A 26,279-nucleotide genomic window follows, 5' to 3' on the forward strand; every position below is an offset into this window, starting at 1 on the left:
TCTCCGTCGCCACTTCGTACGTCGCTTCACATCACTGCCCAGCGGGGGCGGCGGCCGGAACTCGCCCGGCCCCACAAGTTACTTGGCCCGCACCCATTGCCTGGCGCCCCGGCAGCCCCTACGTTGATCCGCGCATTAACCCCGCTTAACCCGCCATTTATATCGCGTATGTCGCGGACCCCGAAAGGACGCCCATGCCCCCCACGGACCGAATACCCGGCACGCCCGGCCGCGTCAGACGCTCACCGCTGCGTCTTGCCCTCGCCACGGGCATCGCCCTCACGGCAGCCGCCGTCGCCACCGGCCCCGCGGCCACGGCCACCGCGGCGGACCCGGAAACCACCGCCGGACAGACCCAGCACGTCGAGTACTTCACCGGGCCCGGCGCCCACCCCCGGCACACCGAGGTTCCCGCGTCCCCGACGCTCTCCCCGAAGGAGCGCGCGGAGATCAGGGGCGACGGCGACGTCGTGCCGATCGTGCAGGCGGGCCCGACCGGCACCAAGCTCGACGTCGTCTTCATCGGCGACGGCTACACCTCGTCCCAGCAGGCGGACTTCCACGCCGACGTGCGCGCCAAGTGGGCGAAGATCTCCGCGGTCGAGCCGTACGCCTCGTACAAGAGCCTCTTCAACGTGTGGGCGGTCGACGCGGTCTCCCGGCAGTCCGGCGTCTCCGGCGATCCGACGAGCGGCACCGTCAAGGACACCGCGCTCGGCTCGGCCTTCTTCTGCGACGGCATCGAACGGCTGCTGTGCGTCGACACGAACAAGGTCGAGTCCTACGCCTCGAAGGCCGCGGACCCCGACCTCGTCATCGTCCTCGCGAACTCCACCAAGTACGGCGGCGCGGGCTACAACGACATCACCTCGCCGTCCGGCTACGACGGCATCGCCACCGCCTCCTCGGACAACGCGCAGTCCGACCAGGTCGCCGTCCATGAGACCGGCCACTCGCTGGGCAAGCTGGCCGACGAGTACTTCTACGACGAGTACGGCACCTACACGGGCGCCGAGCCCTGGGAGGCCAACACCAGCAAGCTGACGGCCGCCCAGCTCACCGCGCAGAAGAAGAAGTGGTACCGCTGGATCGGCCAGGCCTCACCCGACGGCGGCAGGGTCGGCGCCTACGAGGGCGGCGGCTACTACCCCCGCGGGCTCTACCGCCCGACCGCGGACTCGATCATGCGCACCCTGGGCCGCCAGTTCAACCTGCCCGGCCGCGAGGCCATGATCGCGGGCTTCCACCGGCACGCGTCCGTCGTGACAGCGGAGACGTCCACCGATGGTGTGGTGCGGCGCGACGACAAGCTCCGCGTGCGGGCGGCGGACGGCATCCGGCTGCACTGGAGCGTCGACGGCCGCGAGGCGAAGAGTGCCAGGGACGACGCCGTCGTGACGCCCCGCTCCCTCGGTGCCCCGGCCGACGGCCGCACGCACACGGTGTCGGTACGCGCCACCGACCCGACCGAGGCGGTCCGCGATCCGCAACTGCGCACCCTGCTCACCGACTCGCTCACGTGGCGGGTGAGGCGCTGACCCGACCAAGGCACGGAGCCACGGGGTGGGCGGTGCGGCGAGGGCGGAATCCGCCCACCGGCGTGGCCCCGCCCACCCCTCTACGGAGTGGGGACCCGCTGTCGCCCCAAGCCCCCGCCCGCCGCGACCACGGCCGCCCCGCCCCGCACGCTCGACTCGCGGACCACGAGTTCCGGCGTCAGCCGTATCGCGCGGCGCGGTCCGTCCTCGCCGCCGGAGAGGCGTCCGGCGAGGAGGCGTGCCGCTTCGGCGGCCAGTGCCGCCACCGGCTGGCGGACCGTGGTGACGCCCGGGGCGGAGAGCGCCGCCATCGGGATGTCGTCGAAACCGGTGACGGCGACCTCGCCGGGAACGTTGGCGCCGAGCTGCTGCAGGCGTTGCAGCGCCCCGATGGCGATCAGATCGTTGGCGCAGACCAGCGCGTCGGGCCGGGCGGGCCACACCTCGTCGACGGCGGCGCGCCCCCACTCCACGGAGAAGTCGCCGAGGGCCACCCGCTCCGGCGCCCCGGGATCGAGCGCCCCGGCCCCGGCGGCGTAGGCGGCGCGCCGCTCGGCCGCGGCGGAGGCCGTCCCCGTCGCACCGAGGAAACAGACGCGGCGACGGCCCGTGGCGGCCAGATGATCGAGGACCAGGGCCATGCCCGCCGAGTTGTCGACCGCCACGGAATCGGCGACGGCAGGACCGCAGCCCCGGTCCATCAGGACGAGCGGCACCCGGTCGGCCGCCGCCGCCACCGCGTCCCTGCTGCGCTCCTCGTGCGCCGGGATCACCAGGAGCGCGTCGACCTGCCGGCTCAGCAGGTCGGCGATGTACTCGGCCTCGGCCACCGGGTCGTCGTCGCAGTCGGCGAGGAGCACGGCGCGGCCCTCGGTGTGCAGGGCATGCGTCAACTCCCGTACCAGCGCGGGGTAGAAGGGGTTCGTGATCTGCGGCAGGACGAGGCCGACGGTGCCCGTCGAGCGGCTGCGCAGGGCCCGCGCCGCGTGATTGGGCCGGTAGCCGAGCGCGTCGGCGGCCTCGCGGACGCGCCGGGCGGTCTCGGCGCCGACGGGGCGCGTGCCGGCCAGGACCCGGGAGACCGTCGCGACGGAGCAGCCGGAGACCCGGGCCACATCTCTCAGCGTTACGTCGGCCACGCCGCGCCGCCCCTTCGATAGCCGGCCAAGTTTCGGCAAACGTTATCAGCGGGTCTCAGGCCCGACCAGACCTCTTCTTCGTGGTGAATTCGTCTGGTTGAGCCTCAGTTGGTCTGATGTCGCCTCTGTCCGTTCCGGGCGCGTTTGCCGGGGTGTGGTTTCGGCCATTGACATAATCCGCCCCGGTGCACAAAGTCTTGGGAGAACGTTTTCCCGAGCTTTCGCCCCCGCAGCGTCAGCTCAGCCGAACAAAGAGGTTCCGCGATGCCCCGAAAGATCATCCTGGATTGCGACCCCGGACATGACGACGCGATCGCCATGCTCCTGGCCCACGGCAACCCGGATGTCGAGCTGGTCGCCGTCACCACCGTGGTGGGCAACCAGACGCTGGAGAAGGTCACCCGCAACGCCCTCTCGGTGGCCCGCATCGCGAACATCACCGGCGTCCCCTTCGCCGCGGGCTGCGTCCGCCCCCTGGTGCGCCACGTCGAGACGGCCCTGGAGATCCACGGCGAGAGCGGCATCGACGGCCCCGTGATGCCCGAGCCGACGCTGGCCCTGGACGAGCGGCACGCCGTCGACCTGATCATCGACACCGTCATGGCGCACGAGCCCGGCGAGATCACCATCGTCCCGACCGCGGGCCTGACCAACATCGCCATGGCCGCCCGCAAGGAGCCCCGCATCGTCGAGCGCGTCCGCGAGGTCGTCCTCATGGGCGGCGGCTACCACACGGGCAACTGGAGCCCCGTCGCCGAGTTCAACATCAAGATCGACCCTGAGGCCGCCCACATCGTCTTCAACGAGTCGTGGCCGGTCACCATGGTCGGCCTGGACCTCACGCACCAGGCCCTCGCCACCCCTGAGGTCATCGAGCGCATCGGCAAGGTCGGCACCGCCCCCGCGCTCTTCGTGAACGAGCTCCTCGACTTCTTCGGCGCCATGTACCTGGAGGCCCAGGGATTCGACGCCCCGCCGGTCCACGACCCCTGCGCCGTCGCGTACGTCATCGACCCCAGCGTCATGACCGTCCGCAAGGCCCCCGTGGACATCGAGCTCACCGGCACCCTCACGCTCGGCATGACCGTGACGGACCTCCGCGCCGTCGCCCCCGACGACTGCCACACCCAGGTCGCCGTCGACCTCGACCACCAGCGCTTCTGGGACCTCATCGTGGACGCGCTCGAGCGGATCGGTGACGTGCGCGCATGAACGCCTCCCTCGCCGAACCCGCCGCCGCCCCCGGCGGCGCCCGCGGATCGCGCCCGGTCCGCGTCGGGGTCCTGGTCGCCGCGCTCCTCGCGGCCTGCTTCGCCTTCCAGCTGAACGCGAGCATGCTCAGCCCCGCCCTGAAGAACATCCAGGACTCCCTCGGGGCGACCTCGGCCGAGGTCGGCCTGACCCAGACCGCGTTCTTCACCTCGGCCGCGCTCTTCTCGCTCTTCCTGCCGCGCCTCGGCGACCTCGTCGGCCGGCGCAAGGTGCTCGCCGGAATGCTGACGCTGATGGTCGTCGGCTGTGTGGTGGCAGCGCTCGCCGGAAGCGTCCCGATGCTCTTCGCGGGCCGCGTCATCCAGGGCGTCTCGGGCCCCACCGTGCCGCTCTGCCTCATCATGCTGCGCAACGAGGTCCGCGAGCCGAAGAAGTACGGCACCCTCCTCGGCGTCATCACCGCCGTCAACGGCGGCATCGCGGGACTCGACTCGCTGGCCGGCGGCTACCTCGCCGACCACCACGGCTTCCAGTCGGTGTTCTGGGCGATGGCCGGTGTCGCGGCGATCGCCGCGCTCCTCGTCGCCACCCTCACCCCCGAGTCGAAGGCGGCCGACACCACCGACACCCGGATGGACTGGCCCGGAGTGACCCTCCTCGTCGTCTCGGTCGGCGCGGCCCTGATCGCCCTGAACGAGGCGGGCAAGCTCGGCGCCGCGAACTGGCCCCTCGTCGTCGGCCTCTTCGTGGTGAGCGCCGTCGCCTTCGCCCTGTTCTGGCGCACCGAGGACCGCAGCAGCCACCCCCTGGTCGCCACCCGGCACCTGCGCCGGCGCTCCACCTGGGCGCTGCTCCTCACCACGGTCCTCACCATGACCGGCGTGTTCGCCGTGATGAACGGCATGATCCCCGCCTTCGCGCAGGACGCCCAGGCGGGGTTCGGCATGGGCGCCGAGCAGTCCGCCTGGTGGACCCTGACGCCGTACGCCCTCGCGGGCCTGGCCATGGGCCCCCTCGCCGGACGCCTCGCCGCCACGTACGGCTACGGCCGCATCCTGCGCCTCGGCCTCATCGGCTCGGCCGTGACCGTCGCCCTGATGCTGTTCACGCTGCACGCCGACTCACGGCTGCTGCTGCTCGTCACATCGGTCCTCATCGGCGTCACCTACGCGGGCGTCGGCAACATCGTCCTCAACGGCCTCGGCATCGTGCTCTCCCCGAAGGAGAACCCGGGCTTCCTGCCGGGCCTGAACGCGGGCGCCTTCAACCTGGGCGCGGGCCTCAGCTTCGCCGTCCTGTACGCCGTGCAGACCGCCGCGGCACCGGCCGACAAGACGTCGCCCGCCGGCTACACGGCAGGCATGATCGCCGGAGTCGCCCTCATCGCGGCGGCCTTCGCGACATCCTTCCTGATCCCCAAGCCGGTGGAGGCGGAGGCCACGGAGTGAACGTGCGCGCCGCTCACGCGCGCACGCGCGGCAGCCCGGTCACCGACATCACCAGCGAGTAGAGCGAACTGGTGGCCGTGAGGAAGAGCCGGTTGTTCTTCGGACCGCCGAAGGCGATGTTGGACACCGGCTCCGGCACCCGGAGGCGGCCGATGAGGGTGCCGTCGGGGTCGTAGCAGTGCACCCCGCCCTTGATGGCGGCGGCCCACAACCGGCCGCCGTCGTCGAAGCGGATGTTGTCGAACCGGCTGACGCCGTCCTTCGTCTCGGCGAAGACCTCGCCGTCGGACAGCGTGCCGTCCTCGCGCACGTCGAAGACCCGGATGCGGCCGCCCCGGGTGTCCGACACGTACAACTGCCGCTCGTCGGGCGAGAAGACGAGACCGTTGGGGGCGCCGAAGCCGTCGGCGACCAGGCGGACCGCGCCCGTCGACGGGTCGATCCGGTAGACGTTGAGGCCGTCGATCTCCGGCTCAGCGCGAAAGCCCTCGTAGTCGCTGGTGATCCCGAAGTCCGGGTCGGAGAACCACACCGATCCGTCCGAGTGGACGACCGCGTCGTTGGGGCTGTTCAGCCGCTTGCCCTCGTACCGGTCGGCGAGCACGGTGATCCGGCCGTCCGGCTCGGTGCGGGTGACCCGGCGATTGCCCTGCTCGCAGCTGATCAGCCGGCCTTCGCGGTCCAGGGTGTTGCCGTTGACGTGCCCGGCGGGCGACCGGAAGACGGCGACGCCGCCGGTCGTCTCGTCCCAGCGCAGCAACCGGTCGTTGGGGATGTCGCTCCAGATCAGCTGGCGCCAGGCGGGCAGGTAGAGCGGGCCCTCGGCCCACCGGCACCCCCCGTACAGCTTCTCGAAGCGGTCGTCCCCGTTCGCGCACCTTCCAGTACGGAACCGTTCGTCAAGAATCTCGTACGGAGAAGTGCTGTCGTCGCCGGACATGGATACCCCTTAGCGGCCTTGGTGCGAATGTTGTTCGGTCGATCATGACTGTGGCACGACCGTCGACGTGGACCCCGCGGCGCTCGACCGCGAGGAAGCACGCACGCAGGCCACGGTCTCCCTGGAGACGTTCTTCGAACGCCCGGTGTCGCCCCTTCCCGGCTGACCCCGCACGCCCGTCCCGCGGAGCCGGACGCTCTCAGACGCTGCCGCCGCCGTCGACGGTCAGCACGGAACCGGTGATGAAGTCGGCGTCGGGCCCGGCGAGGAAAGCGACCGCTGCGGCTATGTCCTCGGGCGTGCCGATCCTGCCCAGCGGGCGATCGGCCGCTTCGGCGAGGAACTCGGCGTCGCACTGGCCGAGTTGACGTGCCTCGCGGGCGAGCATGGGGGTGCGGGTGTCGCCCGGCGCGACGCAGTTGACCCTGATGCCCGCGGGGCTGTGGTCCAGCGCCATGGCCTGGGTCAGCATCACCACACCGGCCTTGGCCGCGCAGTACGCGGCGGCCTTCGCCCCCGCCCGCAGGCCCCAGCCGGAGGCGACGGTGACGATGCGGCCCTGCCCGGCCCGCTCCATGAGCGGGAGCACCGCCCGGCACACCAGGAAGACGGAGTCCACGTTGTCCGCGAAGGACCCGTGCCAGTCCTCGAGGGAGAGGTCCGGCACCGTGCCGCGCCGGATGCTGCCCGCGACACAGCACACGTCGGTGATGCCGCCCAGCCTGCCGGTGACCTCCTCGACGAGGGCCGCGACCTCGCTCTCGGCGGAGACGTCGCACAGGAACGACTCGGCGTGCCCGCCGGTGTCGCGGATGGCTCCTGCCACCGCCTCGGCCCGGTGGTCGCGGTCGACGACCGCGACCCGGGCGCCGGCGTCGGCGAGCCGCCGCGAGACGGCGCTGCCGATGCCGCCGCCGCCCCCCGTGACCAGCGCTACGCGCACGTCGGACCGTGTATCCGTCATCGCGCGCCTCCCGAGAGCGTCCCGTCGAACAACTGGGTGAGCAGGGCCTTCTGGGTGTGGAGGCGGTTCTCGGCCTGCTGGAAGATCTTCGAGCGCGGTCCGTCCTTGACCTCGGCGTCGACCTCCTCGCCGCGGTTGGTGGGCATGCAGTCGAGGAACACCGCCTCGTCGTCGGCCCGGCTCATCAGCGGCGCGGTGATCCGCCACCGGTCCGCGAGCCGGGTCCTCGCCCGGATCTCCTCCTGGCCGACGAGCGTGGGGGACTTCCAGCTCAGGGTGTACACGGCGGCGCACCCGTCGACGGCCTCCGCGAGGTCCTGCGTGAGCTCGATGCGCGCGCCGGTGCGGGCGGCGACGGCCCGGGCGGCGCGGGTCACGCGTTCCTCGGGGGCGAAGCCCGGCGGGTGCGCGACGGTGATGCGGTGGCCGAGGACGGCGGCGGCCATCATGGAGGAGTGCAGCACGCCGGGGGTCTTCTGGCGCGGCGAGTAGGACCAGGCGTACACGATCCGTTTGTCCGGTACCTGTGCCCCGAACAGTTCGCGCAGCGTCATCAGGTCGGCGAGCACCTGGCAGGGGTGCTCCTCGTCGTCAAGCGCGTTGATGACGGGGATCGTCGCCCGTTCGGCCATCGCACGCAGGCGGGCGTGGCCCGCGCCGTACTCGTTCATGTCGTACCAGCGCACCACGAGCGCGTCGAGGTAGCGGTTGAGTACGCCGATGGTGTCCTCGATCGACTCGCGGTTGGCGAGCCGGAGCTCCTCCACCCCGTACGGGTAGCTGTGGGCGCCGAGTTGGGACGCGGCGACCTGGAAGGAGACCCTGGTCCTGGTGGAGGGTACGTTGAAGAGCAGGCCGATGCAGCGGCCCGCCAGGTGGGCGCGTGTGTCGTCGCCGCGCTTCATCGCTTCGGCGAGATCGAGCAGGGCGCACATTTCGTTGGCTGAGAGGTCCTGTATGCGCAGGATGTGTCGCGCGGTCACGTGAGGACTCCTGTCTCGGTGGGTGGGGAGACGCGCTTGCGCAGCCACCGCTCGGCGATGACGGAGAGGAGCAGCATCGCCAGCGCGATGCCGAGACTGCTGCCGAAGAAGGGCAGCATGGCGAGGGTGGCCGCGATGACCGCCAGGTTCAGGTACGCGATGCCGCCCCGGGGAAGCAGCCGGGTGGCGGAGAGGAAGGCCATCAGGAAGATGAGCACGTAGGTGGCCGACGACGCCTTGATGAGCGTCGACTCACTGGAGTCGGTGACCAGGAGGAGCACGACCGGCACGGCGTAGCCGGGCAGGAGCGCGAGGACGGCGCGCGCCGGGACCCTGCCCCGCGCGGAGAGCCTGCTGAGCCCGGCGGGCAGGATGCGGTCGCGGGCGAGTGCGAAGACGACGCGCGAGGTACCGAGGCACCAGGCGTTGGTGGTGAGCAGCAGCAGAATTCCGGCGACGAGAAATCCGCCGCGCTGCAGGCCCGCCCCGGTGGCCACTTCGAGAAGTCGCACGAACGCCGTCAGATCCGACTGCCCCGCGGAGGTCCCGGGCAGCGCCACCGAGACGGTGAACGCCATGGCGAAATACAGGAGGCCCACACAACTGACGGCGTAGAGAATGCCTTTGGGAAAGGTGTGTCCGGGATTACGCACCTCCTCGGCCACCGGGGCGGCGTTCTCCCAGCCGATGAAGCCGAAGAAGCAGATGAGCAATGTACTGCCCAGGGCGCCCCAGCCGTGCGGCGCGAACGGTGTGAGGCGTGTGTAGTCCCCCTCGGGCAGGGCCAGGCAGATGACCGCGACCAGCAGCAGCACCACGGCGCCGAGAACCACCATCTGGGCGCGCGTACTCACTTTGATTCCCCAGAGGTTGAGCGCCACGCAGAACACGATGACGGCGGCGCCCGCGAGGAGAGCGGCCCGGTTCGAGGCGGTGGGATCGGCCGCCGAGAGCAGATAACGGCCCGCCGCGAGTCCCAGCACCGGATTGCCGGCGAGCAGGGTGAGGAGAAGGAAGACGGCGGCGACCCGGCCGGCCCGGACCCCGAACGCCGCTTCCACGAACTGGGCGACGCCCTTGCTCGTGGGATGCCGTACGGACAGCTTCGCGAAGATGAGGGCGAAAGGGTAGCTGTAGAGGATCAGCACCCCCCAGGCGACGAGGGACAGCGGTCCTGCCTCGGCCCAGGCGAGAGAGGGAATCAGCAGGACGCCCGCGCCCATGACGGAGGTGATGTAGTGGGCGACGAGCCCTGGAGTGCCCAGCCGGCGAGGTAGTTGAGGGGGCTCGGGCGCTTGTGCAGGAGCCCCCTCGACCGACGTCATACGATCTGTCCCGCCTGTTCTTCGCGCGAGCCGTGCCAGAGCCCGTCCATGGTCTCGTGGCTGATCTGTTTGTGCAGGTCGGCATGGGAGGCGTACCCCATGTTGATGATGAGCCGACGGCCGCGGCTCAGCGGGTAGACGCGGTGCAGGGTGGTGTCGGTGCGCATCAAATAGAGGTCACCCGGCCGTAGTTCGAAGGAGTGGATGGGCTGCGCGATGAACTGGCGGTGCAGCTGCGGATCCTCCTTGTTCCAGTACGTGCGGGGCACGCACTGGACGAATCCGCCGTGCTCGGCGGGCGGGCAGTCGACGATCCAGACGAGCGCGAAGCTGTAGTCGTCCCAGTGCCATCCGTGCGTGTCGCCGGACTGCTCCAGCTCGGTGATGACATACCGCTCCGGCTCGTAAGGGCACAGGAGCACCGGCTCGCCGGCGACTCTGCTCAATACGCCGAGGAGATCCGCGGAGGCGTACACCTCCGGAATGACGGAACCGTGCTCGCGTATTTCCTTGTGGCGGACATTGCGCATGTGCCGGGGCGTGTGCCCGGTCTCCTTGAAGCTCATTCCGCGGCGGACGCCGTGTTCCTCGATGAGGCTTTCGATTTCGTCCGCGATCGCGGTTTTGACATCGTCAGGCGCGAGGAAGGGCAAGGTGGTGAATCCGCGCTGGAGGAAATCGCGGCGCGCTCCCTCGATGCGGTGTTCCTCGACATTCCTGACCAGGTGTTCCGAGAGGGACTGAACGAGGCCCCCGATCCGCTCGTCCGGTCGCATGACCAGCTCCCAACGTCGTCGGCAGGAGGGTGTGCCACTTCGGCCTATTTCAAAGACGGAAGCCTACCGGGTCGTCCTGTGGGGACCAAGGAAAGGGGCGCATTCAAGCCAGCTGACAGGAGAGACGGTGTGCCGCGCCCTACCGTGCGCGCAGAATATGAGGATCCGTTTTGCATGATTCAATGATTCAATAGAAATTGTTGCGACATTGTTTTTGACGCAACGTTTCCTTCTGTCAGCCGACAGGACGGTCCGCGACCCGCACCGAGAGTCCGTAATCCAGCTCGGCCCCGTCCACGAGCAGTGCCTCGACCGCGCGGGTCACCGGGTCGATGTCCGCTTCCATGCCGTCCCCCGCATACCGCGGATAGCCGGAGGCGCCGGTCTCCCCGGTGGCCACCACCACCGCGGAACGCAGGGCGCCGTCGGTACCGCCCGTGCCCGCCCCGCCCTCGGCGAACTCGGGGACCAGGAGCAGCTCGTACCTCTGCGGATGAGTCTTCATGCCAGTGACGCTAGACAGGAGTCGCGTGCGCCGCACGTCCACGCGGCCGCTCGTGGCCGCGACTCACCGGTCCAGAGCACCGGCGGCCGCCCGCGCCACCGCGTCCGCCATCGCGGCGAGCGCGGGCGAGTCGAGCTTCCACTGCTGCCAGAACAGCGGTACGTCCACGACGCGTTCGGCGTCGAGCAGGGTCAGCGTGCCGGCCCGCAGCAAGGGCTCGGCCTGCGCCCGCGGCACCACGCCCCACCCGAGGCCCGCCTCGATCGCCTCGACGAAGGCACGCGATGAGGGAACGTAGTGCCGCAAACGTCCTGCCCCGCGCCCGCCCGTCACCTGGCGCGCGAAATCGTCCTGCAGGCAGTCACGACGGTCGAAGAACATCACGGGCGCGTCCGCGAGGACCTGCCCCAGCGGCACCCGCGGCCAGTCGCCGAGCCACCGCGCCGCGAACGCGGGCGAGGCGACCGGCAGATACCGCATCCGCCCCAGCCGCCGCACGGTGCACCCCGCCACCGCGTCAGGCGACGACGTCACCGCGGCCATCACCGACCCCTCGCGCAGCAGCGACGTCGTGTGCTCCTCGTCCTCGCGGCGCAGCTCGAAACAGACCCGCAGCTCGGCGGGGATCGCGGCCAGCGCCGACAGGAACCAGGTCGCGAGCGAATCGGCGTTCACCGCGATCGGCAGGACGGCGGCCTCACCCGTGTCGCTGATGCCGAGCTCGGCGCGCGCGTCCCGTTCGAGGCGGGCCAGCTGCCGCGCGAACCGCACGACGACCTGCCCCGAATCGGTGGGCCGCACCGGCTTCGTACGCATCAGGAGCACCCGGCCGGTCCGCTGCTCCAACGCCTTCACGCGCTGGCTGACCGCGGAAGGGGTGACGTGCAGGGCGGCCGCGGCGGCGTCGAAGGTGCCCTCGTCGACGACGGCGAGGAGGGTCCGCACGTGATCCAGCGGCAGCTCCGACACGGCTCCCGGCAGCGACCTCACCGGCACGTCCGCACCTGTCACCGGCGCTCCCCTCCTCCACTCACGCCATTAGTTCTGCTTAAGCTACATGACAATCTTTAGCTGTACGCAGGCGTCAATGATCCTTAACGTCGGTGTCCATGGGATCAGCACTCACCGCCACAGCCGCCGGGTTCGGCACCGGACTCTCGCTCATCGTCGCCATCGGCTCGCAGAACGCCTTCGTGCTGCGCCAGGGCATCCGTCGTCAGGCGGTGTTCAGCGTGGTGGCCATCTGTGCCCTGTCCGACATAGTGCTCATCGCCGCGGGCGTGGGCGGCATCGGCACCGTGGTCACCGCCTGGCCCCCGGCGCTGACCCTCGTCGGCCTGATAGGCGGAGCCTTCCTCCTCTCGTACGCCGTGCTCGCCGCACGCAGAGCGCTGCGCCCCACCGCGATGACGGCCACCGGCGCGACGGCCGGGTCACGGCGCGGCGCGCTGCTCGCCTGCCTCGCCATGACCTGGCTCAACCCGCACGTCTACCTCGACACGGTGCTGCTGCTCGGCTCCGTCGCCGCCGGGCACGACGGGCTGCGCTGGGCCTTCGGGATCGGCGCGATGCTCGGCAGCGTGTGCTGGTTCGCCGCGCTCGGCTACGGCGCCCGCCTGCTCAGCGGCTTCTTCGAGCGCCCGGCGTCCTGGCGGGCCCTGGACGTCCTGATCGCCGTGACGATGGCGGTCATGGGAACCACGCTCGTCATCGGCGTGCTCTGACCACCGCCCACCGCCGCTCCCCTTAGGTGATCGTTCGGGGTAAACCCCTACCCGTACCGGGCAGTTGGGAGGATGTGATCACCCTGGAAGATCGGCGAAGCTCTTCCGCATGACGAAGATCAAGCGCAACACCGCCCTGCTCGCCGCCTCCGCGGCCGTCCTCACCCTCACCGCGCCGCTCGCCGCCTCCGCGTCGACCCCCGCCACGGCCGCGCGGACCGCGAAGCTCGTCTGGACCACGTGCCCAGGTCAGGGGCTCGACCCCCGGCAGGAGTGCGCGACGCTCGACGTCCCGATGGACTACGCCCACCCCGAAGGCAGAACGATCGAGCTCGCGATCTCCCGCATCCCCAGTGAGAAGCCCGCCACCCGCCGCGGCGCCCTCCTCCTCATCGCCGGCGGACCCGGCGGCTCCAGCATCAACGACCCCTCCCACAAAGGACAGAAACTGCCCCAGAGCGTGCGGGACAGCCACGACCTGATCGGCTTCGACCCCCGCGGTCTCGGCCGCTCCACCCCGGTCACCTGTGGTTTCGAGCACGCCGACATGGCCACCTCCAAGCTGCGCCCCTGGCCCGCGCCCGACGGTTCCGTCGACGAGAACATGGCCGTCGCGAAACGGACATCCGAAGCCTGCGCCCGCAACGGCGGCGAACTCCTCCGCCACATCAGCACCCCCGACAACGCCCGCGACATCGACCGCATCCGCGCCGCACTCGGCGAAGAGAGAATTTCCGCGTGGGCGGTCTCGTACGGCACCTACGTCGGCGCCGTCTACAGCCAGCTCTTCCCGCGCCGCACCGACCGCATCGTGCTGGACAGCAACGACAACCCCGACCCCGCCCGCGTCGGCCGCGGCTGGCTCGCCGCGCACGAGCAGGGCGTCGAGGACACCTTCGCGGAGTTCGCCAAGTGGGCCTCGGAGCCCGGCAACCAGTACCGCGTGGCCGACACGGCGGCCGACGTGCGCACGGGCTTCCTGCGCCTCGCCGAACGCCTCGACCACGAGCCGATCCCCTGGGACGGGGCCAATCCGGCGGAACTCGACGGCAACGTACTGCGCCAGACCATGCTCAACGCGATGGACGACCCCGACGGCTTCCCCGCCCTCGCCCAGCTGATCCTCGCCGCCCGGCAGGGCAGCCTGCCGCCCGCGCCCCCGGCGCCGCCCGAGAGCGCGATACAGAACTCCGTGGCCGTCGGCTCCGCGACCCTCTGCAACGACGTCGCGTGGCCCAGGACGGCGGCCGTGTACCAGAAGGGCGTCACCGCGAGCCGCGCCGCGTTCCCGCTGACCGCGGGCATGCCGAGGAACGCGATGCTCTGCGCCGCCTGGCCGTACGAGCCCAAGCAGGCCCCGGTACGCATCACCGACCGCGGCCCGTCCAACATCCTGCTCGTCCAGAACGAGCGCGACCCCAACACCCCGCTGAAGGGCGCCCTGAAGATGCGCGACGCCCTCGGCCGCCGGGCCACGATGGTGACCGTCGACGCCACCGGCCACGACTCCTACCTCGCCAACGGAAACGCCTGCGGCGACCGCACCGTCTCCCGCTTCCTCGCCACCGGCGAGCGGCCGGACCACGACACGTACTGCGCCTGACCAGCCGCTGACCTGCCGCTCCCGGGGCGCCCGCCGCGTGTGAAGGTCATCACAAGCGGGCGTCTCATGATCGGGGTCGGTCCCACCGGGGCACTGAGTTCGCGTAAGGTCGCGGGTCGGCCGCACACGGCCGCCCGAGTACGCAGTCCCCGAACAAGGAGCCGCAGGTCATGCCGGCCAATGACGCCACCCAGGCGCCGATATACCACACCCTCGTCCAGGAGCACGGCGACGTCGTCGCCACGGCCCGCAAGGCGGCGGAGGAGACCCAGCAGACGGCCGAGGACCTCCTCGACTTCGGCACGTCCGCCCCGGCCGGCACGCCCTCCTCCGGGCCCGCGTCCTGACGGCAGCGGCGCGGCGCACAGGCTCTCCCGTACGCCTCGGACGCGGCCCGGGTGCCCGAACGGGTTCTCGGGGCCGCACCGCCTCGCGCGGGCCCGCGTCGATCGGCCAGGATGACCCGATGGACTACGAGTTCTGGAAAGAGATCCACGCCCGCGGCGGCATCCCCGCGGTCAAGAGCGCGCTGGAGGACCTTCCCGGCGACCTCCCTGCCAAGGAGGCGGACGCGGCCACCGAGCTGGCCCTGAAGGTCATCGAGGACGACATCGCCCGCATCAACGCCCGGGCGGACCGGGCCGAGGCGCGAGCGAGCCAGCTGGCCGCGCAGGCCCGCGAGGTGAACCAGCAGCTGAGCGCGCACGCGAACCGCGAAACGGGCGGGACGGCGGGCGCAGTGATTGACGAGGGCGACGGGCGGGGCGACTGAGCAGGACGGGACGTCTGTGCCGGGCGGCCTCGCAAGGTGAGACGGTGCCGCAAGGTGCGGCGGCCCCACGGGGTGAGCGGCCCCGCGGGCCGAGACGACCGGCCACCGACGCGGACCGCCGGAAGACGGCCGTCGCGTCGCGGCCCGTCGAAGGGCTCCACCCTCACGTACGCGCCATCAACCGCACCAGCGCCATGTCGTACCGTGCCTGCAGCCCCGCGTCCGCCGATACCCGCAACAGCGCCCCGAGCGCGCGGACCGCGCCGTCGTCGTAACCGCACCCCTCCGCCTCGCGCGCCGCGGCCTCAAGGCGCCGAATGCCCTCGGCCTCGTCGCCCATCCCCAGCAGCGCCTCCCCGATCACGATGCGCAGCAGCACCCGGGCCGCCGCCGAGGCCTGCGAGGAGTTGTCCAGGTCGAGGGCCGCGACCGCCGTCTCGAAGGCCGGCTGCCACTCACCGGCATCGAGGCGGTGCCGGGCCAAGTGGTAGAGCGCGAGCCGTTCGGTGTTCCGGTCGCCGACGCTGTGCGCCAGCTCCGCCGCGAGCGCGCATCCCTCGGAGGCTTCCTCCGGGCTGCCGAGTTCCGACTGCGCGAGCGACAGGTTGATCAGCGCGGTCGCCTCCCCGCGCGCGTCACCGGCCCGGGCAGCGAGCACGGGCGCGGCCTCCAGATGGGCCAGCGCCTCTGTGGTGCGCCCCTCCTCCGTAAGCACCCAGCCGAGCAGCGCGAGCACCCGCGACTCGGCGCGCGCGTCACCATCGGCCCGCGCCGCCTCAAGTGCCGTACGCAGCAGGGAAGTCCAGCCGTCCCGGACCCGCCACACGATCTGCGGCCACAGCGCCAGGACGATCCGCCACGTCCTGGCGTGCAGCCCGGCGGCGTGTGCGGCGGCCGCCGCCAGCGTCAGGTCGTCGCGCTCGGCCGCGTACCAGTCCATGGCCTGCTCACGGCCGGTGAACTCCCGTGTCGCCTGCGGCGGGTGGAAGTCCGCGGGCAGGGCGAAGCACGACTCGTCGCCGGGCTCGGCCGCGTCCGCGGCGGCCAGCGCCGTGGCGACCGTGTGGTCGAGCCCCCGCACCAAGGTGTCGGGCCCGGCGTCGAGCCCGCGCGCGTACAACCGGACGAGGTCGTGCAGCGTCCAGCGGTCCGGCGCGGTCCGGATCACCAGGTGCGCGGCGGTGAGCTTGTCCAGCGCCGCCGCGGCCGTCTCCGGATCCGTACCGGCGAGAGCCGCGGCCGTGTACCGGTCGACATGCGTCCCAGGGTGCTGCCCGAGAGGGGCGAAGTGGTGCGCGGCGTCCGCCGGGAGCCGGCGGACCGTCAGGCGCAGCGCGGCCCGGACGCCCGTGTCCTCCACGTCCAGGAGGTTCAACCGCCGTGACTCGTCGGACAGTTCGCCGCACATGGCACTCAGCGACCACTCCGGCTGATCGGCGAGACGGGCGGCCGCCACCCGCAGCGCGAGCGGCAGCCCGCCGCACAGCTCCGCGAGGCGCCGGGCGGCCACCTCCTCCGCGAGCACCCGTTCCTTGCCGAGCACCGCGGCGAGCAGCGCCGTGCTGTCCTCCGGTTCCAGTACGTCCACGGGGACGGGCCGCGCGGCGTCGGACGCGATCAGCCCGCGCAGCCGGTACCGGCTCGTGACCACGGTGACGCACTGCGCACCGCCCGGCAGCAGCTCGCGGACCTGCTCGGACGCGCGCGCGTTGTCGAGTACGACAAGGAGTTCCCGCTCGGCACAGAGGGAACGGAACAGCGCGGACGCGGCCCCGGCCGACTCAGGTATCCGACGCGGCGCCACACCCAGCGCCAGCAGGAACTCCCGCAGCACTTCGAGGAGGGCCGGTTCGCCCGTGTCGCTGAAGCCGCGCAGGTCGGCGTAGAGCAGACCGCCGGGGAACTGGTCGCGATTGCGGTGCGCCCAGTGCGCAACGAGCGCGGTCTTGCCGACGCCGGCGGGCCCGGTGACCAGACAGACGGGCGCCTCGCCCGCGGCGGCCCGGGACAGCGCGGTCAGCTCCCCGGCCCGCCCGTGGAAGCCGCGCGGCATGCGCGGGAGCAGGTCGATCGTGCCTGGCGGAGGGGCTGTTGGCAGCCCGTGGACGGGTGGTGGGGCGGGGGCGGCCACGGGGGCAGGGGCGGGAACCACGGCGTGTGCGGGAGCCGGAGGCGAGGCCGACTTCGCGGTGTCGGTCACGGAGGCGGCCGCGACGGAAGTCGCAGCCGTGGTGGCGGCAGCGGTCGATGCGGACGACGTCGATAGGGAGGTCGACGTCGAGTGCGAGGCCGGACCTGGTCTTCGCGCCGCCTCGTCCCTGTCGTCCTCTCCGCGCAGCACGACCGTGTAGGCGTCGGCCAGCTCCCGTCCGGGATCGACCCCCAACTCGTCGGCGAGCAGCCGTCGCGTGCGGTGGAACCAGTCGAGCGCCTCCGAGCGGCGGCCCGCCCGCTGCAGTTCCCGTACGAGCGCCGCGGCCAGCGATTCGCGCAGCGGGTGGACGCTCGCCTCCGCCCGCAGCACGGCCGCGGCGCGCGCGTGCTCGCCCATCCCCGAGTACGCCGTGGCCAGCGACTCGACGGAGGCGAGGCGGAGCTCTTCCAGGGCCTGGGCGGCCGCCTGCAGGGGCTGACTCGGATGCGCGCCGGTCAGCGCGGGACCCTGCCAGAGGGACAGCGCCTCCTGGTACATCGCCACGGCATCGGCGGGGGCGCGCTGACTGCGGGCCAGCGTCACCAGCTCTTCGAAGCGGTGGGCGTCGAGCAGCGATTCGGGCATCCGCAGGACGTACGCCGAGCCCTGGGTGAGCAGCTCGACGCCGAACATGTCGGCGTCCGCGCCGGCGAGCAGGACCCTGAGCCGCGACACATGGCCCTGGATGACGCCGCGGGCCCGCGCCGGCGGCTCGTCGTCCCACAGCGCGTCCGTCAGCTGGCTCACCGGGACCGGATGATTGGGCCTCAGCAGCAGGGCGGCGAGCAGGCTGCGCCGCTTGGCGGGTCCGAGCGGCACCACACCGACCTCAGTGGCGACGGAAACCGCTCCAAGCAGCCGGAACTCCACTGATGCAACTCCTCCTGCGGGAAAAGATCCAGATTACCGGAGGGGGCGCGGGGCCCGAGTACCGTCTACGCGGAAGCGGCCTCCGGCCCGGCGGAGTCCGGAAGGCAGGCGGCAGATCTGGGCCGGCGGTAAGAGGGGGCCGGTCAAAAGTGTGAGAGGTGGCGAGCGGGCATGGTGGCCGGCTGGGAGTGGGACGAGACGTTGTTCGCGGGGGCGGCCCCCTATTACGCGCGCGGAAGACTGCCCTACGCGCCCGGCCTGGCGGACGTACTCGCCGAGGTGCTCGGCCTCGACGTGCGGGGGCGTCTCCTCGACGTGGGATGTGGTCCGGGAACCCTCGCGCTGGCCCTGGCCCCGCTGTTCGGCGAGGTGGTGGGCGTGGACCCGGACGGCGGCATGATCGCCGAAGCGGGTCGCGAGGCGGTCCGGCGGGGCGTGGCCGCACGGGCGCGATGGGTGCGGGCCCGCGCGGAGGACCTCCCCGCGGGGCTCGGCACGTTCACCGTCGCGGTCTTCGCCCAGTCCTTCCACTGGATGGACCGCGACCTGGTCGCCGCGACCGTCAAGGAGATGCTCCGTCCCGGCGGCGCGCTGGTCCACATCTCGGATGTGAAGACGGAGGCTCGGCCGGTCGACGGGCTCCCGTACCCGGCGCCACCCCACGAGGCGGTGGGGGCGCTGGTCAGGCGGTACTTGGGGCCGGTCCGCCGCGCCGGGCGGGGCGTGTTGACGCAGGGCACCCCCGGCGGCGAGGCAGCCGTGTACGCCCGGGCGGGCTTCTCGGGGCCGGAACACCACGTCGTGCCCGGCGGACAGCCCCTGGAACGGTCGGTCGACGACGTCGTGGCCGGTGTCTTTTCCATGTCGAACTCGGCCCCGCACCTGTTCGGAACCGGCCGCGACCGTTTCGAAGCCGATCTGCGCGCAATGCTTCAGGAGGCCTCCGCGTCGGGCCGGTTCTCCGAACGTGTCCCGAGCACGGAGGTCCACGTCTGGCGGAATGGCGCGCCCAGGGACTGATGACGGCGGGGGCCGACGGATGGCCAACGACCAAGACCACGAAACGACGACGGCATGCGTTATCCGCGAGCCACATGCGAATGCCGCCCGCCGGTTGGCTAGGCTGAGGTCATGGGTATGTCTTCCGTCGAGCGACTGCGTGCGGCTGTGGCCGCGCTGATGCAGATCACCGGTGACACACAAGCGGGCCTCGCCTCCGTACTGGGCGTCGACCAGACGCAGGTGTCACGTCGTCAGTCCGGCGCCGCCGCCTGGGGCCTGGACGACTGCGACGCGATCGCCGTGCACTACGGCATCGATGTGCTCGACCTGCTCGCCGGCCCCACCCGGGCCTGCGAGGCGCTGCCCGTCGACCGCCGTCGTACCGTTCCGAGGCGCCGTACCGCCGCCGGACCCGCAGCGAGGGGTGCGGCCCGGCGATGAGCGACTTCGACGCCATCGACGCCCTGCTGGCCGTCGCGGGGCCGGAGGTGGAACTGCCGTCCGCCGAGGAACGCCGCACGCTGCGCGAGGCCCTGAACCTGTCGCAGGCCCAAGTGGCGCGCGCCATCGGGGTGAGCCCGAACACGGTCGGCGGCTGGGAGTCCGGCCGCGAACCGACGGGTGGCGTCCGGGAGAAGTACGCGTACTTTCTCGACGCGGCGCGTACGAGGCTCGCGCCGCAGCCTTCGGGGACCGACCCCGACCCCGAGCCCGAAGCCGAACCGGAGTCCGAGCCGCAGCCCTTCGCCCCCTCCCAGGCGCCGACCGGGGGACGAGGCGAGCCCGCCGACAGCACGGCCGGGCGCCTGGCCCACCCTGAACCGTGTGTGCTGTGCGGCAGGCCCGCCACGGAGGAGGTGGAGGGCTTCCCGCAGCACCTGGACCCCACCCAGTGCGGCACCACGAACACAGCGGTCACCCCCGCGCTCGCTCCCGCCTCCACCCGCCCGGCGCGGCAGGTGAAACTCGTCCCGGTGGGACGCAGGGCGCAGACGCCCGCCGACATGCCCGACGTGATCGGCCACGCCGTGCGGGAGGCGCTCGCCGCGCACGCGGGCGACGTGGATGCCGCCACGGCCGCCCTGGTCAAGCGGGCCATCCCGGACGCGATGGCCCTGCTCGACGAGACCCGCAAGGGTGGCCGTTACGACATCGTGGCGCACCCCTGGATCCCGGACATCCTGCGCAAGCAGACCTCGCGCGGCGCGGACCAGATCTGGGAGGCCCGACCCAAGTGGACCCGCCCCGAACTCCCGCCCGGTGCCCACGAGGTGACGGCCCTCGACATCAACGGCGCCTACCTCTCCGCGCTCAAGACGCATCTCCCGATCGGCCAGCTGGAGCACTCCACCGGCTTCGCCCACGACCGCCGCCGCGCCGGAGTCCACCTCGTCACCCCACCCGTCTGGGACCACGAGGATGTCCTGCCGAACCCGATCGGCAACCGCGACGAACCGGGCCCTCTCTGGATCACCGAGCCGACCCTGCGCCTGCTCCTGCGCCTTTCGTCGCCGAAGTACGGACTGTGCGAGCCGCCCCTCATCCACGAGTCGTACACCTCTGGCGCGACCGAAGGCCTCCTCGAGAAGTTCCGTGTCGCCCTCAAGGACGCCAGGGACCTGGCGATCGCCGAGGACGACGAGGTGACGCTGGAGTACGTGAAGGCGATGTACTCCAAGTTCGTCGCCACGATGGGGGAGTCGAACTACAACCGCGAGCTCTACCGCCCCGACTGGATGCACCTCATCCGCTCCCAGGCTTTTTCCAACCTCTGGATGAAGGCCTACAAGGCGTACGAGGAAGGTCTCACCGTCGTCCGCGCGATGGGCACCGACGAGCTCCATGTGATCGGCGACTGGCGGAGTGTCTTCGCCGAGGGACGGTCGGTCACCGAGGTCAAGGTCAAGGACCGGTACACCCTCGGGAGTCAGCGATGAGCGAACAGCAGGAGCGGGACCGTGAAGAGGAGATCACGTGGGGCTCCTTGAGCGCCACGGGGAAAACGCTGGTCGCAGCCGGAATGACGGCTCTGGGTCTCGGGGTCGCGGCCGTCGTCGTGCTCGTCCTGCTGCTGATGGTCCTGATCGTCACCGCCGCGTTCAGCGACCTGATCGAATTCGACGGCCTGGGCACGCTGCTCTGGGCCGCGCTGCTGAGTATCCCCTGCGGACTGCTCGCCGGGGTGTTCACCACCCCGGTACGACTCCTGGTGCGGCTCAGCCGGCCCGCGGAGCGCACGAAGCAGGCGGCAGAGACGGTCACCTCCTGCCTGACGACCTTCATCGCCGCCATGTTCGTCCTGCAATTCACGCCGGGCCTGCACGCCACCAACCCATGGCTGCCCTCCGCGGCGGCGACCTTGCTGGGGATCGTGGCGAACCTGGTGATGGACCGAAGGAACCGAGTGGAGTCGCGCAAGAGGTAGGTGTGCGAGGCCGCCGCAAGGACGACGGGGCGGACCGTGGCCGGTCCGCCCCGCCGCGCGGGCGTTCGCTACGGAAGGCTGTGCACCTTCGGGCCGACGGTGTTCGACCATGTGCTGCCCGCCGTCGCGTCCCAGTTCGTGGACCACGTCATGGCGCCGCGCAGTCCCGGGTACGTCTTCGACGGCTTGAAGGAGCCGCAGCCGGTGCCGCGGGCCAGGCAGTCCAGGGCGTTGTTCACGACGGACGGGGCGACGTAACCGCTGCCCGCGCCGCGCGTCGACGCCGGGACGCCGATGCCGACCTGTGACGGGTCGAGGCCACCCTCCAGCTGGATGCAGGCGAGCGCGGTCAGGAAGTCCACGGTGCCCTGGCTGTAGACCTTGCCGTCGCAGCCCAGCATCGAACCGCTGTTGTAGTACTGCATGTTGACGATCGTGAGGATGTCCTTCACGGCGAGCGCCGTCTGGAAGTACCCACCGGAGGTGGACTGCATGTCGATGGTCTGCGGCGCCATCGTGAGCACCAGCTTCGAGCCCGCCTTCGCGGAGAGCTGGCGCAGCGCCTTCGTCATGTAGGTCGGGTTGAGGCCGTTCTCCAGGTCGATGTCGACGCCGTCGAACCCGTACTCCTGCATGAGCGCGTAGGCACTGTTGGCGAACGCCGTCGCGGAGGCGTCACTGTTGACGGAGATGCTGCCCTTCTCGCCGCCGACCGAGAGGATCACGGACTTGCCCGCGGCGTGCTTGGCCGCGATGTCCGCCTTGAAGTCGGCGGGGGAGGAGTAGCCGACGGCCGGGTCCAGGTTGAAGGTGATCTGGCCCGGTGTGGTGGTGGCGTCGGCGAAGGAGACGGCGATGATGTCGTACTGCGAGGACACGTCCCGCAGCTTCTGCACGGTCGCGCCGTTGTTGAAGTTCTGCCAGTAGCCGGTCAGCGCGTGCTTGGGCACGGTGCCGCCGTCTCCGCCGCCGCCCTTGGTGGTCCGTGCGGACACCGCCGCCGACTTGGCGGACTCACCCGCCGCGTTCGAGGCGCTCACCTGGAAGCTGTACGTGGTCTCCGGCGTGAGGCCGGTGACGGTCGTGGAGGCGCCGCTTGTCGAGGCGACCTTCGTGCCGTCGCGGTAGACGGTGTACGCGGTGGCCGTGGACACCGGGGTCCAGGACAGGTCCACCGACGTGGACGTCGTCGCGCCCGCCGTGAGGCCGGCCGGCACGGCCGGTATCTCCACCGGATCGGTGCCGCCGCCTCCGTCGGGTCCGAGGACGCTCACATCGTCGACGTAGTACGCGCTCTGCCCGTACCAGCCGTGGGTGTACACGGTGACGGACGTGGTGTTCGCGCCGGTGGTGAAGCTGGTGGAGAGCTGCTGCCAGGAGGAGGTGCCCGGCGTCCACGTCGACACGTCGGTGGTACCCGTGCCGCGGGCACCGAGGTAGGCGTAACTGCCCTGCACCCAACTGCTCAGTTTGTACGTGGAGTTGGGCTTCACCTTGACGATCTGGGAACACTCGGCGGTGTCCTGGCCCGACGGGGTGGCCTTGAGCGCCTTCGTACCGCCGTGCACGGGGGAGGTGACGGCGGTACCGCTGTTCGCTGCGCAGGTCCAGTTGCTCAGGTCCGATTCGAACCCGGCGTTCTTGGCCACGTTGACGTCCGCTGCGACGCCGGCGGCCTTGGCGTCGGCCGACTGCGCGGGCGCGGCGAGCGCGGTGACGGCGAGTGCGGCGGCCGCACTCACGGCGATCGCTGCGCCGAACCTCCGACGAAGGCCGGGTCTGCCCTGACGTACACGGTCCACGGGGTGCCTCCAGGGAGGAGAGAAGGAGGGGAGCGAACGACGGTGGCCACCGCTGTTGTGCGCATAGTTGGTCCAGACCAATTGAGTTGTCAATAGTTTTGACACGTACCCGTGGGTGATCGCCGGGTGGGCGAGGTGGGTACCGACCGGATGAGGGCGGGCGCTGCCGTCAACGCCGACGGCAAGCGAGTGAGCGAGGTCGCCGCCGCGAAGGAACCAACCGGGCTGCGCGACGGTTCACCGTCCTGGAACAGGGACGGCCATCCGACGGGTGGGGCGGCTCACCTGGTGGGAGGGGTGCGCCAGGGAGACCGCTGCCCCACCCGTCGGGCAGTTCCCGGTGGTGGGCCGACAGCCGGTTGCTCCCGCGGTGGCTGCCAGCCGGTTGATGCGTACACCGGGACCCTGTAGTGGTGATGGGGGTGTGAAGTCACTGACCGGGCCGGGACAGAAAGACCGGTCTGTCTCGTGGGCCGCTACTTAGACGATGGCAGGGGGCGGCGGCTCTGTCCAGGGCTATTCTGGACGGTGATGGACAGCGGACCGCCGGCAGAGACGTGCCAACTGGCACCTCGTGAACGGATCTTGCGAACCGCGTACGAGCTCTTCTCGCGACGCGGCGTCCGCGATGTCGGCATCGAAGAGGTCATATCGCGTTCGGGAGTCGCCAAGGCGACGCTCTACCGGCACTTCGAGTCGAAGGACGCGCTCGTGCTGGAGTTCCTCGCCCGCCGTGAGGAGCAGTGGACGCTCGGTCTCGTCATGGCAGGTGCCCGCAGCCGTGGCGGTACGCCGGAGGAACGGCTGCTCGCGATCTTCGACGTCTTCGACGATTGGTTCCGCAGCGACGACTTCGACGCCTGCACGTTCATCAACGTCCTGCTGGAGATGGGCGGCGAGCACCCCCTGGGCAGGGCGAGCATCGGCTACCTGCAGAACATCCGCTCTTTCGTGTCCGGCATGGCCGAAGAGGCGGAGCTGCGCGACACGGACTCGTTCGCCCGCTCCTGGCACATCCTGATGAAGGGGTCCATCATCTCGGCGGCGGAAGGGGACACCGACGCGGCTCTCCGGGCCCGGCGGATGGCACACCTGCTCATCGCCCAGCACCGCTGAGCGCAGGTGCGTCCCGCGCCGCGAGAAGATGAGGTCTCGGTGACCCACCCGAGCGGACGGAGTCGGCAGCCCATGACGAACGAGTGGCGCGAGGACCGGATCGCAAGCGCCCTGGCCGGCGAGAACCCGGCCGTGATGCGGCGGTTGACGGCGGGGTTCGCGGCGATGGGGGACGTCCAGTTCCTGCCGGGCTACTCGGTCCTCCTCGTCGACGATCCGCAGGTGGAGCGATTGTCCGAGCTGCCCAAGCCGAAGCGACTGGCCTTCCTCTCCGACATGGACGTCCTGGGCGAAGCCGTCGAGTGCGCTTGCCGACGCCTCGACCCGGAGTTCCGGCGGGTGAACCTGGAGATCCTCGGTAACACCGACGGATACCTCCACGCGCATGTGTGGCCGCGATACGCATGGGAGCCGGCCGACCTGGTGCGGATGCCGGTCTGGCTCTACCCGCGGGAGAACTGGAACGACGAACGGTACGCACTGTCGTCCAGGCACGACACGCTCCGGACGCGGATCACCGCGGAGTTGGACCGCCTGACCGGGCAGAACTGAGTCGGTCAGCCGGGGATATGGCACGGGCTCTGAGCGCACGAAGGTGAGCGTCCGGGACCGAAGAGGCTGCCGACGGGTGCCAGAAGCGGGCACCCGGCGCCCGACGCGGCCTGTGCGGTCCTACGATGAGGCCATGCCGGAGCGCGACGCACCCTCAGCCGCACACCGCGAGACCAGCGGTCACCAAAGCAGCCCGAACCGGGTGCAGTTGGAGGCCGCCACAACGGTGTTCGCGCTCCTCGCCGACCCGACGCGCCTGCACCTGCTGTGGGTGCTGGCCGGGGGAGAGGCGGACGTGACGGAGCTGGCGGGCGTCAGCGGCGCGGCGCGTCCTGCCGTCAGCCAGCACCTGGCCAAGCTGCGGCTCGCCGGTCTCGTCCAGTCCCGCAAGGACGGGCGCCGCATGGTGTATTCGCTGCGCGACGGCCATCTGCGCCGACTGGTCACGGAGGCGCTGAGCCACGCGGACCATCAGGTGACCGGAGCACCCTGGCACCCCTGAGAGCCTGTACTTGAATCCTCCTCATGGGGTCCTTGAGGCTGGATGTGGCTCTGGTGGCGCGGGGCTTCGGCCTTGGGCTGCTAGGGAGCTGGTAGCGGGATGGCGCTGCTGTTCAAGGAGGGCCGGGGCTCGTCGTCGGCGAAGTGGATCTCTCCTCAGCGGGCATCGCGCCCACCCCCAAAGGCCAAGGCGCGGCGGAGCGCCAGGTCACCAATCCGAAAACTGCCCCTTGGACTGCTGCTCGACCACGTCCCGCAGCTCGGCCACGATCTCCTCGTAGCGCTGCCGGGTCACACACCCGACCTTCTTCGCCGCGATCCGGACGCCGCCGGAGGGCAAGAGTCGCCGGACGCCGGACGACGCCGGCCGGCGGGTGGGCCAACGCAATGCTCCAGCTCACCCAGACCTCCTCCACCACCATCTCGATCACCTGAGGTCCCGAGGACGACCCCGCGGCTGGCTCGCCAGCGCCGTCAGCCTCGGGCACCTGGAGGACGCGCTGCGCGTGCTCGGCGACCCCATGGAGATGGCCAACGTCGCAGCCGACGACCGGCAGGCCAAAAGGGAGACCCATGGTCTCGCACACTGAAGCCATCGCCACGTTCGCCGCCGCCTTCACCATGCTCTGGGTCGGTCACACCGTCGCAGACCACTGGGTCCAGCAGTCAGCGCACATTGCCGCCAAGGCAAAGCCCGGATGGGTCGGACGTCTCGCCGGCACCCGCCACGTCCTCAGCCTGACCCTCACCAAGGGCATGCTCCTGGCCCTCGCAGTCCTCGCCCTGGACCTGCGCCTCACCGCCCCTGGCCGCACCGTCGGCCTGGCCTCAGACGCGGCATCACACCGGTGGGCGGATCGACGCTCCACACTCGCCTGGCTTGCCACG

Annotated in this window: 25 protein-coding genes; 14 read left to right on the forward strand and 11 right to left on the reverse strand. The window is 71.0% G+C overall.

All coding sequences use genetic code 11. From position 1 onward, the window contains the following. Positions 1 to 194 precede the first annotated feature (194 nt). Entirely contained in the window at positions 195 to 1,538 is a 1,344-nt protein-coding gene (locus AC07DI_RS32775; RefSeq protein WP_384256433.1) for a M64 family metallopeptidase, read from the forward strand. Positions 1,539 to 1,618: 80 nt separating this feature from the next. Here the strand turns inward: AC07DI_RS32775 and AC07DI_RS32780 are convergent, their stop codons facing one another. Next, positions 1,619 to 2,677 (reverse strand): LacI family DNA-binding transcriptional regulator, encoded by a 1,059-nt coding sequence (locus AC07DI_RS32780; RefSeq protein ID WP_478908147.1) that lies wholly within the window; start codon positions 2,675 to 2,677, stop codon positions 1,619 to 1,621. Between the two features lie 264 nt (positions 2,678 to 2,941). Between AC07DI_RS32780 and uriH the strand changes: the two genes are divergently transcribed. Continuing rightward, positions 2,942 to 3,889, forward strand: coding sequence for a uridine-preferring nucleoside hydrolase UriH (gene uriH, locus AC07DI_RS32785; RefSeq protein WP_478908149.1), 948 nt, complete (start codon positions 2,942 to 2,944; stop codon positions 3,887 to 3,889). Beyond that, positions 3,886 to 5,337 (forward strand): uridine transporter UriT, encoded by a 1,452-nt coding sequence (uriT, locus tag AC07DI_RS32790; RefSeq protein WP_384256440.1) that lies wholly within the window; start codon positions 3,886 to 3,888, stop codon positions 5,335 to 5,337. The genes uriH and uriT overlap by 4 nt, the downstream gene beginning before the upstream one ends. 13 nt (positions 5,338 to 5,350) lie before the next feature. Here uriT and AC07DI_RS32795 read toward each other — a convergent pair whose 3' ends face one another. From AC07DI_RS32795 to AC07DI_RS32825, 7 genes are all read right to left on the reverse strand, one after another. Then, positions 5,351 to 6,277 carry an SMP-30/gluconolactonase/LRE family protein gene (locus tag AC07DI_RS32795; protein ID WP_478908151.1) on the reverse strand — a complete coding sequence of 309 codons (927 nt, stop codon included), beginning with the start codon at positions 6,275 to 6,277 and terminating at the stop codon, positions 5,351 to 5,353. 199 nt (positions 6,278 to 6,476) lie between these two features. Next, on the reverse strand, positions 6,477 to 7,241 hold the full coding sequence (locus AC07DI_RS32800; protein ID WP_478908153.1) for an SDR family NAD(P)-dependent oxidoreductase: 765 nt from the start codon (positions 7,239 to 7,241) through the stop codon (positions 6,477 to 6,479). Continuing rightward, positions 7,238 to 8,224 (reverse strand): ornithine carbamoyltransferase, encoded by a 987-nt coding sequence (locus tag AC07DI_RS32805; protein ID WP_478908155.1) that lies wholly within the window; start codon positions 8,222 to 8,224, stop codon positions 7,238 to 7,240. Before AC07DI_RS32805 ends, AC07DI_RS32800 begins: the two co-directional genes overlap by 4 nt. Further along, positions 8,221 to 9,549, reverse strand: a complete 1,329-nt coding sequence (locus tag AC07DI_RS32810) for an APC family permease (RefSeq protein WP_384256449.1) — start codon at positions 9,547 to 9,549, stop codon at positions 8,221 to 8,223. Before AC07DI_RS32810 ends, AC07DI_RS32805 begins: the two co-directional genes overlap by 4 nt. Further along, positions 9,546 to 10,325 carry a HalD/BesD family halogenase gene (locus AC07DI_RS32815; RefSeq protein ID WP_478908157.1) on the reverse strand — a complete coding sequence of 260 codons (780 nt, stop codon included), beginning with the start codon at positions 10,323 to 10,325 and terminating at the stop codon, positions 9,546 to 9,548. Before AC07DI_RS32815 ends, AC07DI_RS32810 begins: the two co-directional genes overlap by 4 nt. A gap of 235 nt (positions 10,326 to 10,560) precedes the next feature. Continuing rightward, the gene (locus AC07DI_RS32820) at positions 10,561 to 10,830 is read right to left on the reverse strand and encodes a hypothetical protein (RefSeq protein ID WP_384256454.1); all 270 of its coding nucleotides are present in this window, start codon (positions 10,828 to 10,830) and stop codon (positions 10,561 to 10,563) included. Between the two features lie 63 nt (positions 10,831 to 10,893). Next, positions 10,894 to 11,799 carry a LysR family transcriptional regulator ArgP gene (locus tag AC07DI_RS32825; RefSeq protein ID WP_478908271.1) on the reverse strand — a complete coding sequence of 302 codons (906 nt, stop codon included), beginning with the start codon at positions 11,797 to 11,799 and terminating at the stop codon, positions 10,894 to 10,896. A 140-nt stretch (positions 11,800 to 11,939) separates the two neighbouring features. Between AC07DI_RS32825 and AC07DI_RS32830 the strand changes: the two genes are divergently transcribed. The 4 genes from AC07DI_RS32830 to AC07DI_RS32845 all read left to right on the forward strand — a co-directional run bounded on the left by AC07DI_RS32830 (position 11,940) and on the right by AC07DI_RS32845 (position 14,929). Continuing rightward, a complete protein-coding gene (locus tag AC07DI_RS32830; protein ID WP_478908159.1) occupies positions 11,940 to 12,554 on the forward strand; it encodes a LysE/ArgO family amino acid transporter in 615 nt (204 codons plus the stop codon). 109 nt (positions 12,555 to 12,663) lie between these two features. Further along, positions 12,664 to 14,157, forward strand: coding sequence for an alpha/beta hydrolase (locus AC07DI_RS32835; RefSeq protein ID WP_478908161.1), 1,494 nt, complete (start codon positions 12,664 to 12,666; stop codon positions 14,155 to 14,157). Positions 14,158 to 14,327: 170 nt separating this feature from the next. Next, the gene (locus AC07DI_RS32840) at positions 14,328 to 14,504 is read left to right on the forward strand and encodes a hypothetical protein (RefSeq protein ID WP_384256463.1); all 177 of its coding nucleotides are present in this window, start codon (positions 14,328 to 14,330) and stop codon (positions 14,502 to 14,504) included. 119 nt (positions 14,505 to 14,623) lie between these two features. Next, positions 14,624 to 14,929: a hypothetical protein gene (locus AC07DI_RS32845; RefSeq protein WP_478908163.1), complete on the forward strand. Its 306-nt coding sequence runs from the start codon at positions 14,624 to 14,626 to the stop codon at positions 14,927 to 14,929. Between the two features lie 163 nt (positions 14,930 to 15,092). On the opposite strand, the gene AC07DI_RS32850 is transcribed toward AC07DI_RS32845, so the two are convergent. After that, positions 15,093 to 17,993, reverse strand: coding sequence for an AfsR/SARP family transcriptional regulator (locus tag AC07DI_RS32850; RefSeq protein ID WP_478908165.1), 2,901 nt, complete (start codon positions 17,991 to 17,993; stop codon positions 15,093 to 15,095). Between the two features lie 171 nt (positions 17,994 to 18,164). Here AC07DI_RS32850 and AC07DI_RS32855 point away from each other — a divergent pair, with 171 nt between their 5' ends. From AC07DI_RS32855 to AC07DI_RS32870, 4 genes are all read left to right on the forward strand, one after another. Then, a complete protein-coding gene (locus AC07DI_RS32855; protein WP_478908167.1) occupies positions 18,165 to 19,013 on the forward strand; it encodes a class I SAM-dependent methyltransferase in 849 nt (282 codons plus the stop codon). A 111-nt stretch (positions 19,014 to 19,124) separates the two neighbouring features. After that, positions 19,125 to 19,436 carry a helix-turn-helix domain-containing protein gene (locus AC07DI_RS32860; RefSeq protein WP_478908169.1) on the forward strand — a complete coding sequence of 104 codons (312 nt, stop codon included), beginning with the start codon at positions 19,125 to 19,127 and terminating at the stop codon, positions 19,434 to 19,436. Beyond that, the gene (locus AC07DI_RS32865; RefSeq protein ID WP_478908171.1) at positions 19,433 to 20,932 is read left to right on the forward strand and encodes a helix-turn-helix domain-containing protein; all 1,500 of its coding nucleotides are present in this window, start codon (positions 19,433 to 19,435) and stop codon (positions 20,930 to 20,932) included. The genes AC07DI_RS32860 and AC07DI_RS32865 overlap by 4 nt, the downstream gene beginning before the upstream one ends. Then, positions 20,929 to 21,420: a hypothetical protein gene (locus AC07DI_RS32870; protein ID WP_478908172.1), complete on the forward strand. Its 492-nt coding sequence runs from the start codon at positions 20,929 to 20,931 to the stop codon at positions 21,418 to 21,420. Before AC07DI_RS32865 ends, AC07DI_RS32870 begins: the two co-directional genes overlap by 4 nt. A 68-nt stretch (positions 21,421 to 21,488) precedes the next feature. Here AC07DI_RS32870 and AC07DI_RS32875 read toward each other — a convergent pair whose 3' ends face one another. Next, positions 21,489 to 23,222: a chitinase gene (locus AC07DI_RS32875; RefSeq protein WP_478908174.1), complete on the reverse strand. Its 1,734-nt coding sequence runs from the start codon at positions 23,220 to 23,222 to the stop codon at positions 21,489 to 21,491. A gap of 585 nt (positions 23,223 to 23,807) precedes the next feature. Here AC07DI_RS32875 and AC07DI_RS32880 point away from each other — a divergent pair. From AC07DI_RS32880 to AC07DI_RS32890, 3 genes are all read left to right on the forward strand, one after another. After that, on the forward strand, positions 23,808 to 24,338 hold the full coding sequence (locus tag AC07DI_RS32880) for a TetR/AcrR family transcriptional regulator (RefSeq protein WP_384256485.1): 531 nt from the start codon (positions 23,808 to 23,810) through the stop codon (positions 24,336 to 24,338). 72 nt (positions 24,339 to 24,410) lie between these two features. Next, positions 24,411 to 24,890: a diadenosine tetraphosphate hydrolase gene (locus AC07DI_RS32885; RefSeq protein ID WP_478908176.1), complete on the forward strand. Its 480-nt coding sequence runs from the start codon at positions 24,411 to 24,413 to the stop codon at positions 24,888 to 24,890. Between the two features lie 133 nt (positions 24,891 to 25,023). Beyond that, positions 25,024 to 25,392 (forward strand): ArsR/SmtB family transcription factor, encoded by a 369-nt coding sequence (locus AC07DI_RS32890; RefSeq protein ID WP_478908178.1) that lies wholly within the window; start codon positions 25,024 to 25,026, stop codon positions 25,390 to 25,392. A 207-nt stretch (positions 25,393 to 25,599) separates the two neighbouring features. Here AC07DI_RS32890 and AC07DI_RS32895 read toward each other — a convergent pair whose 3' ends face one another. Continuing rightward, a complete protein-coding gene (locus AC07DI_RS32895; RefSeq protein ID WP_478908180.1) occupies positions 25,600 to 25,731 on the reverse strand; it encodes a hypothetical protein in 132 nt (43 codons plus the stop codon). Between the last annotated feature and the right edge of the window lie 548 nt (positions 25,732 to 26,279).

The sequence above is a fragment of the Streptomyces sp. NPDC044106 genome (assembly GCF_056433985.1).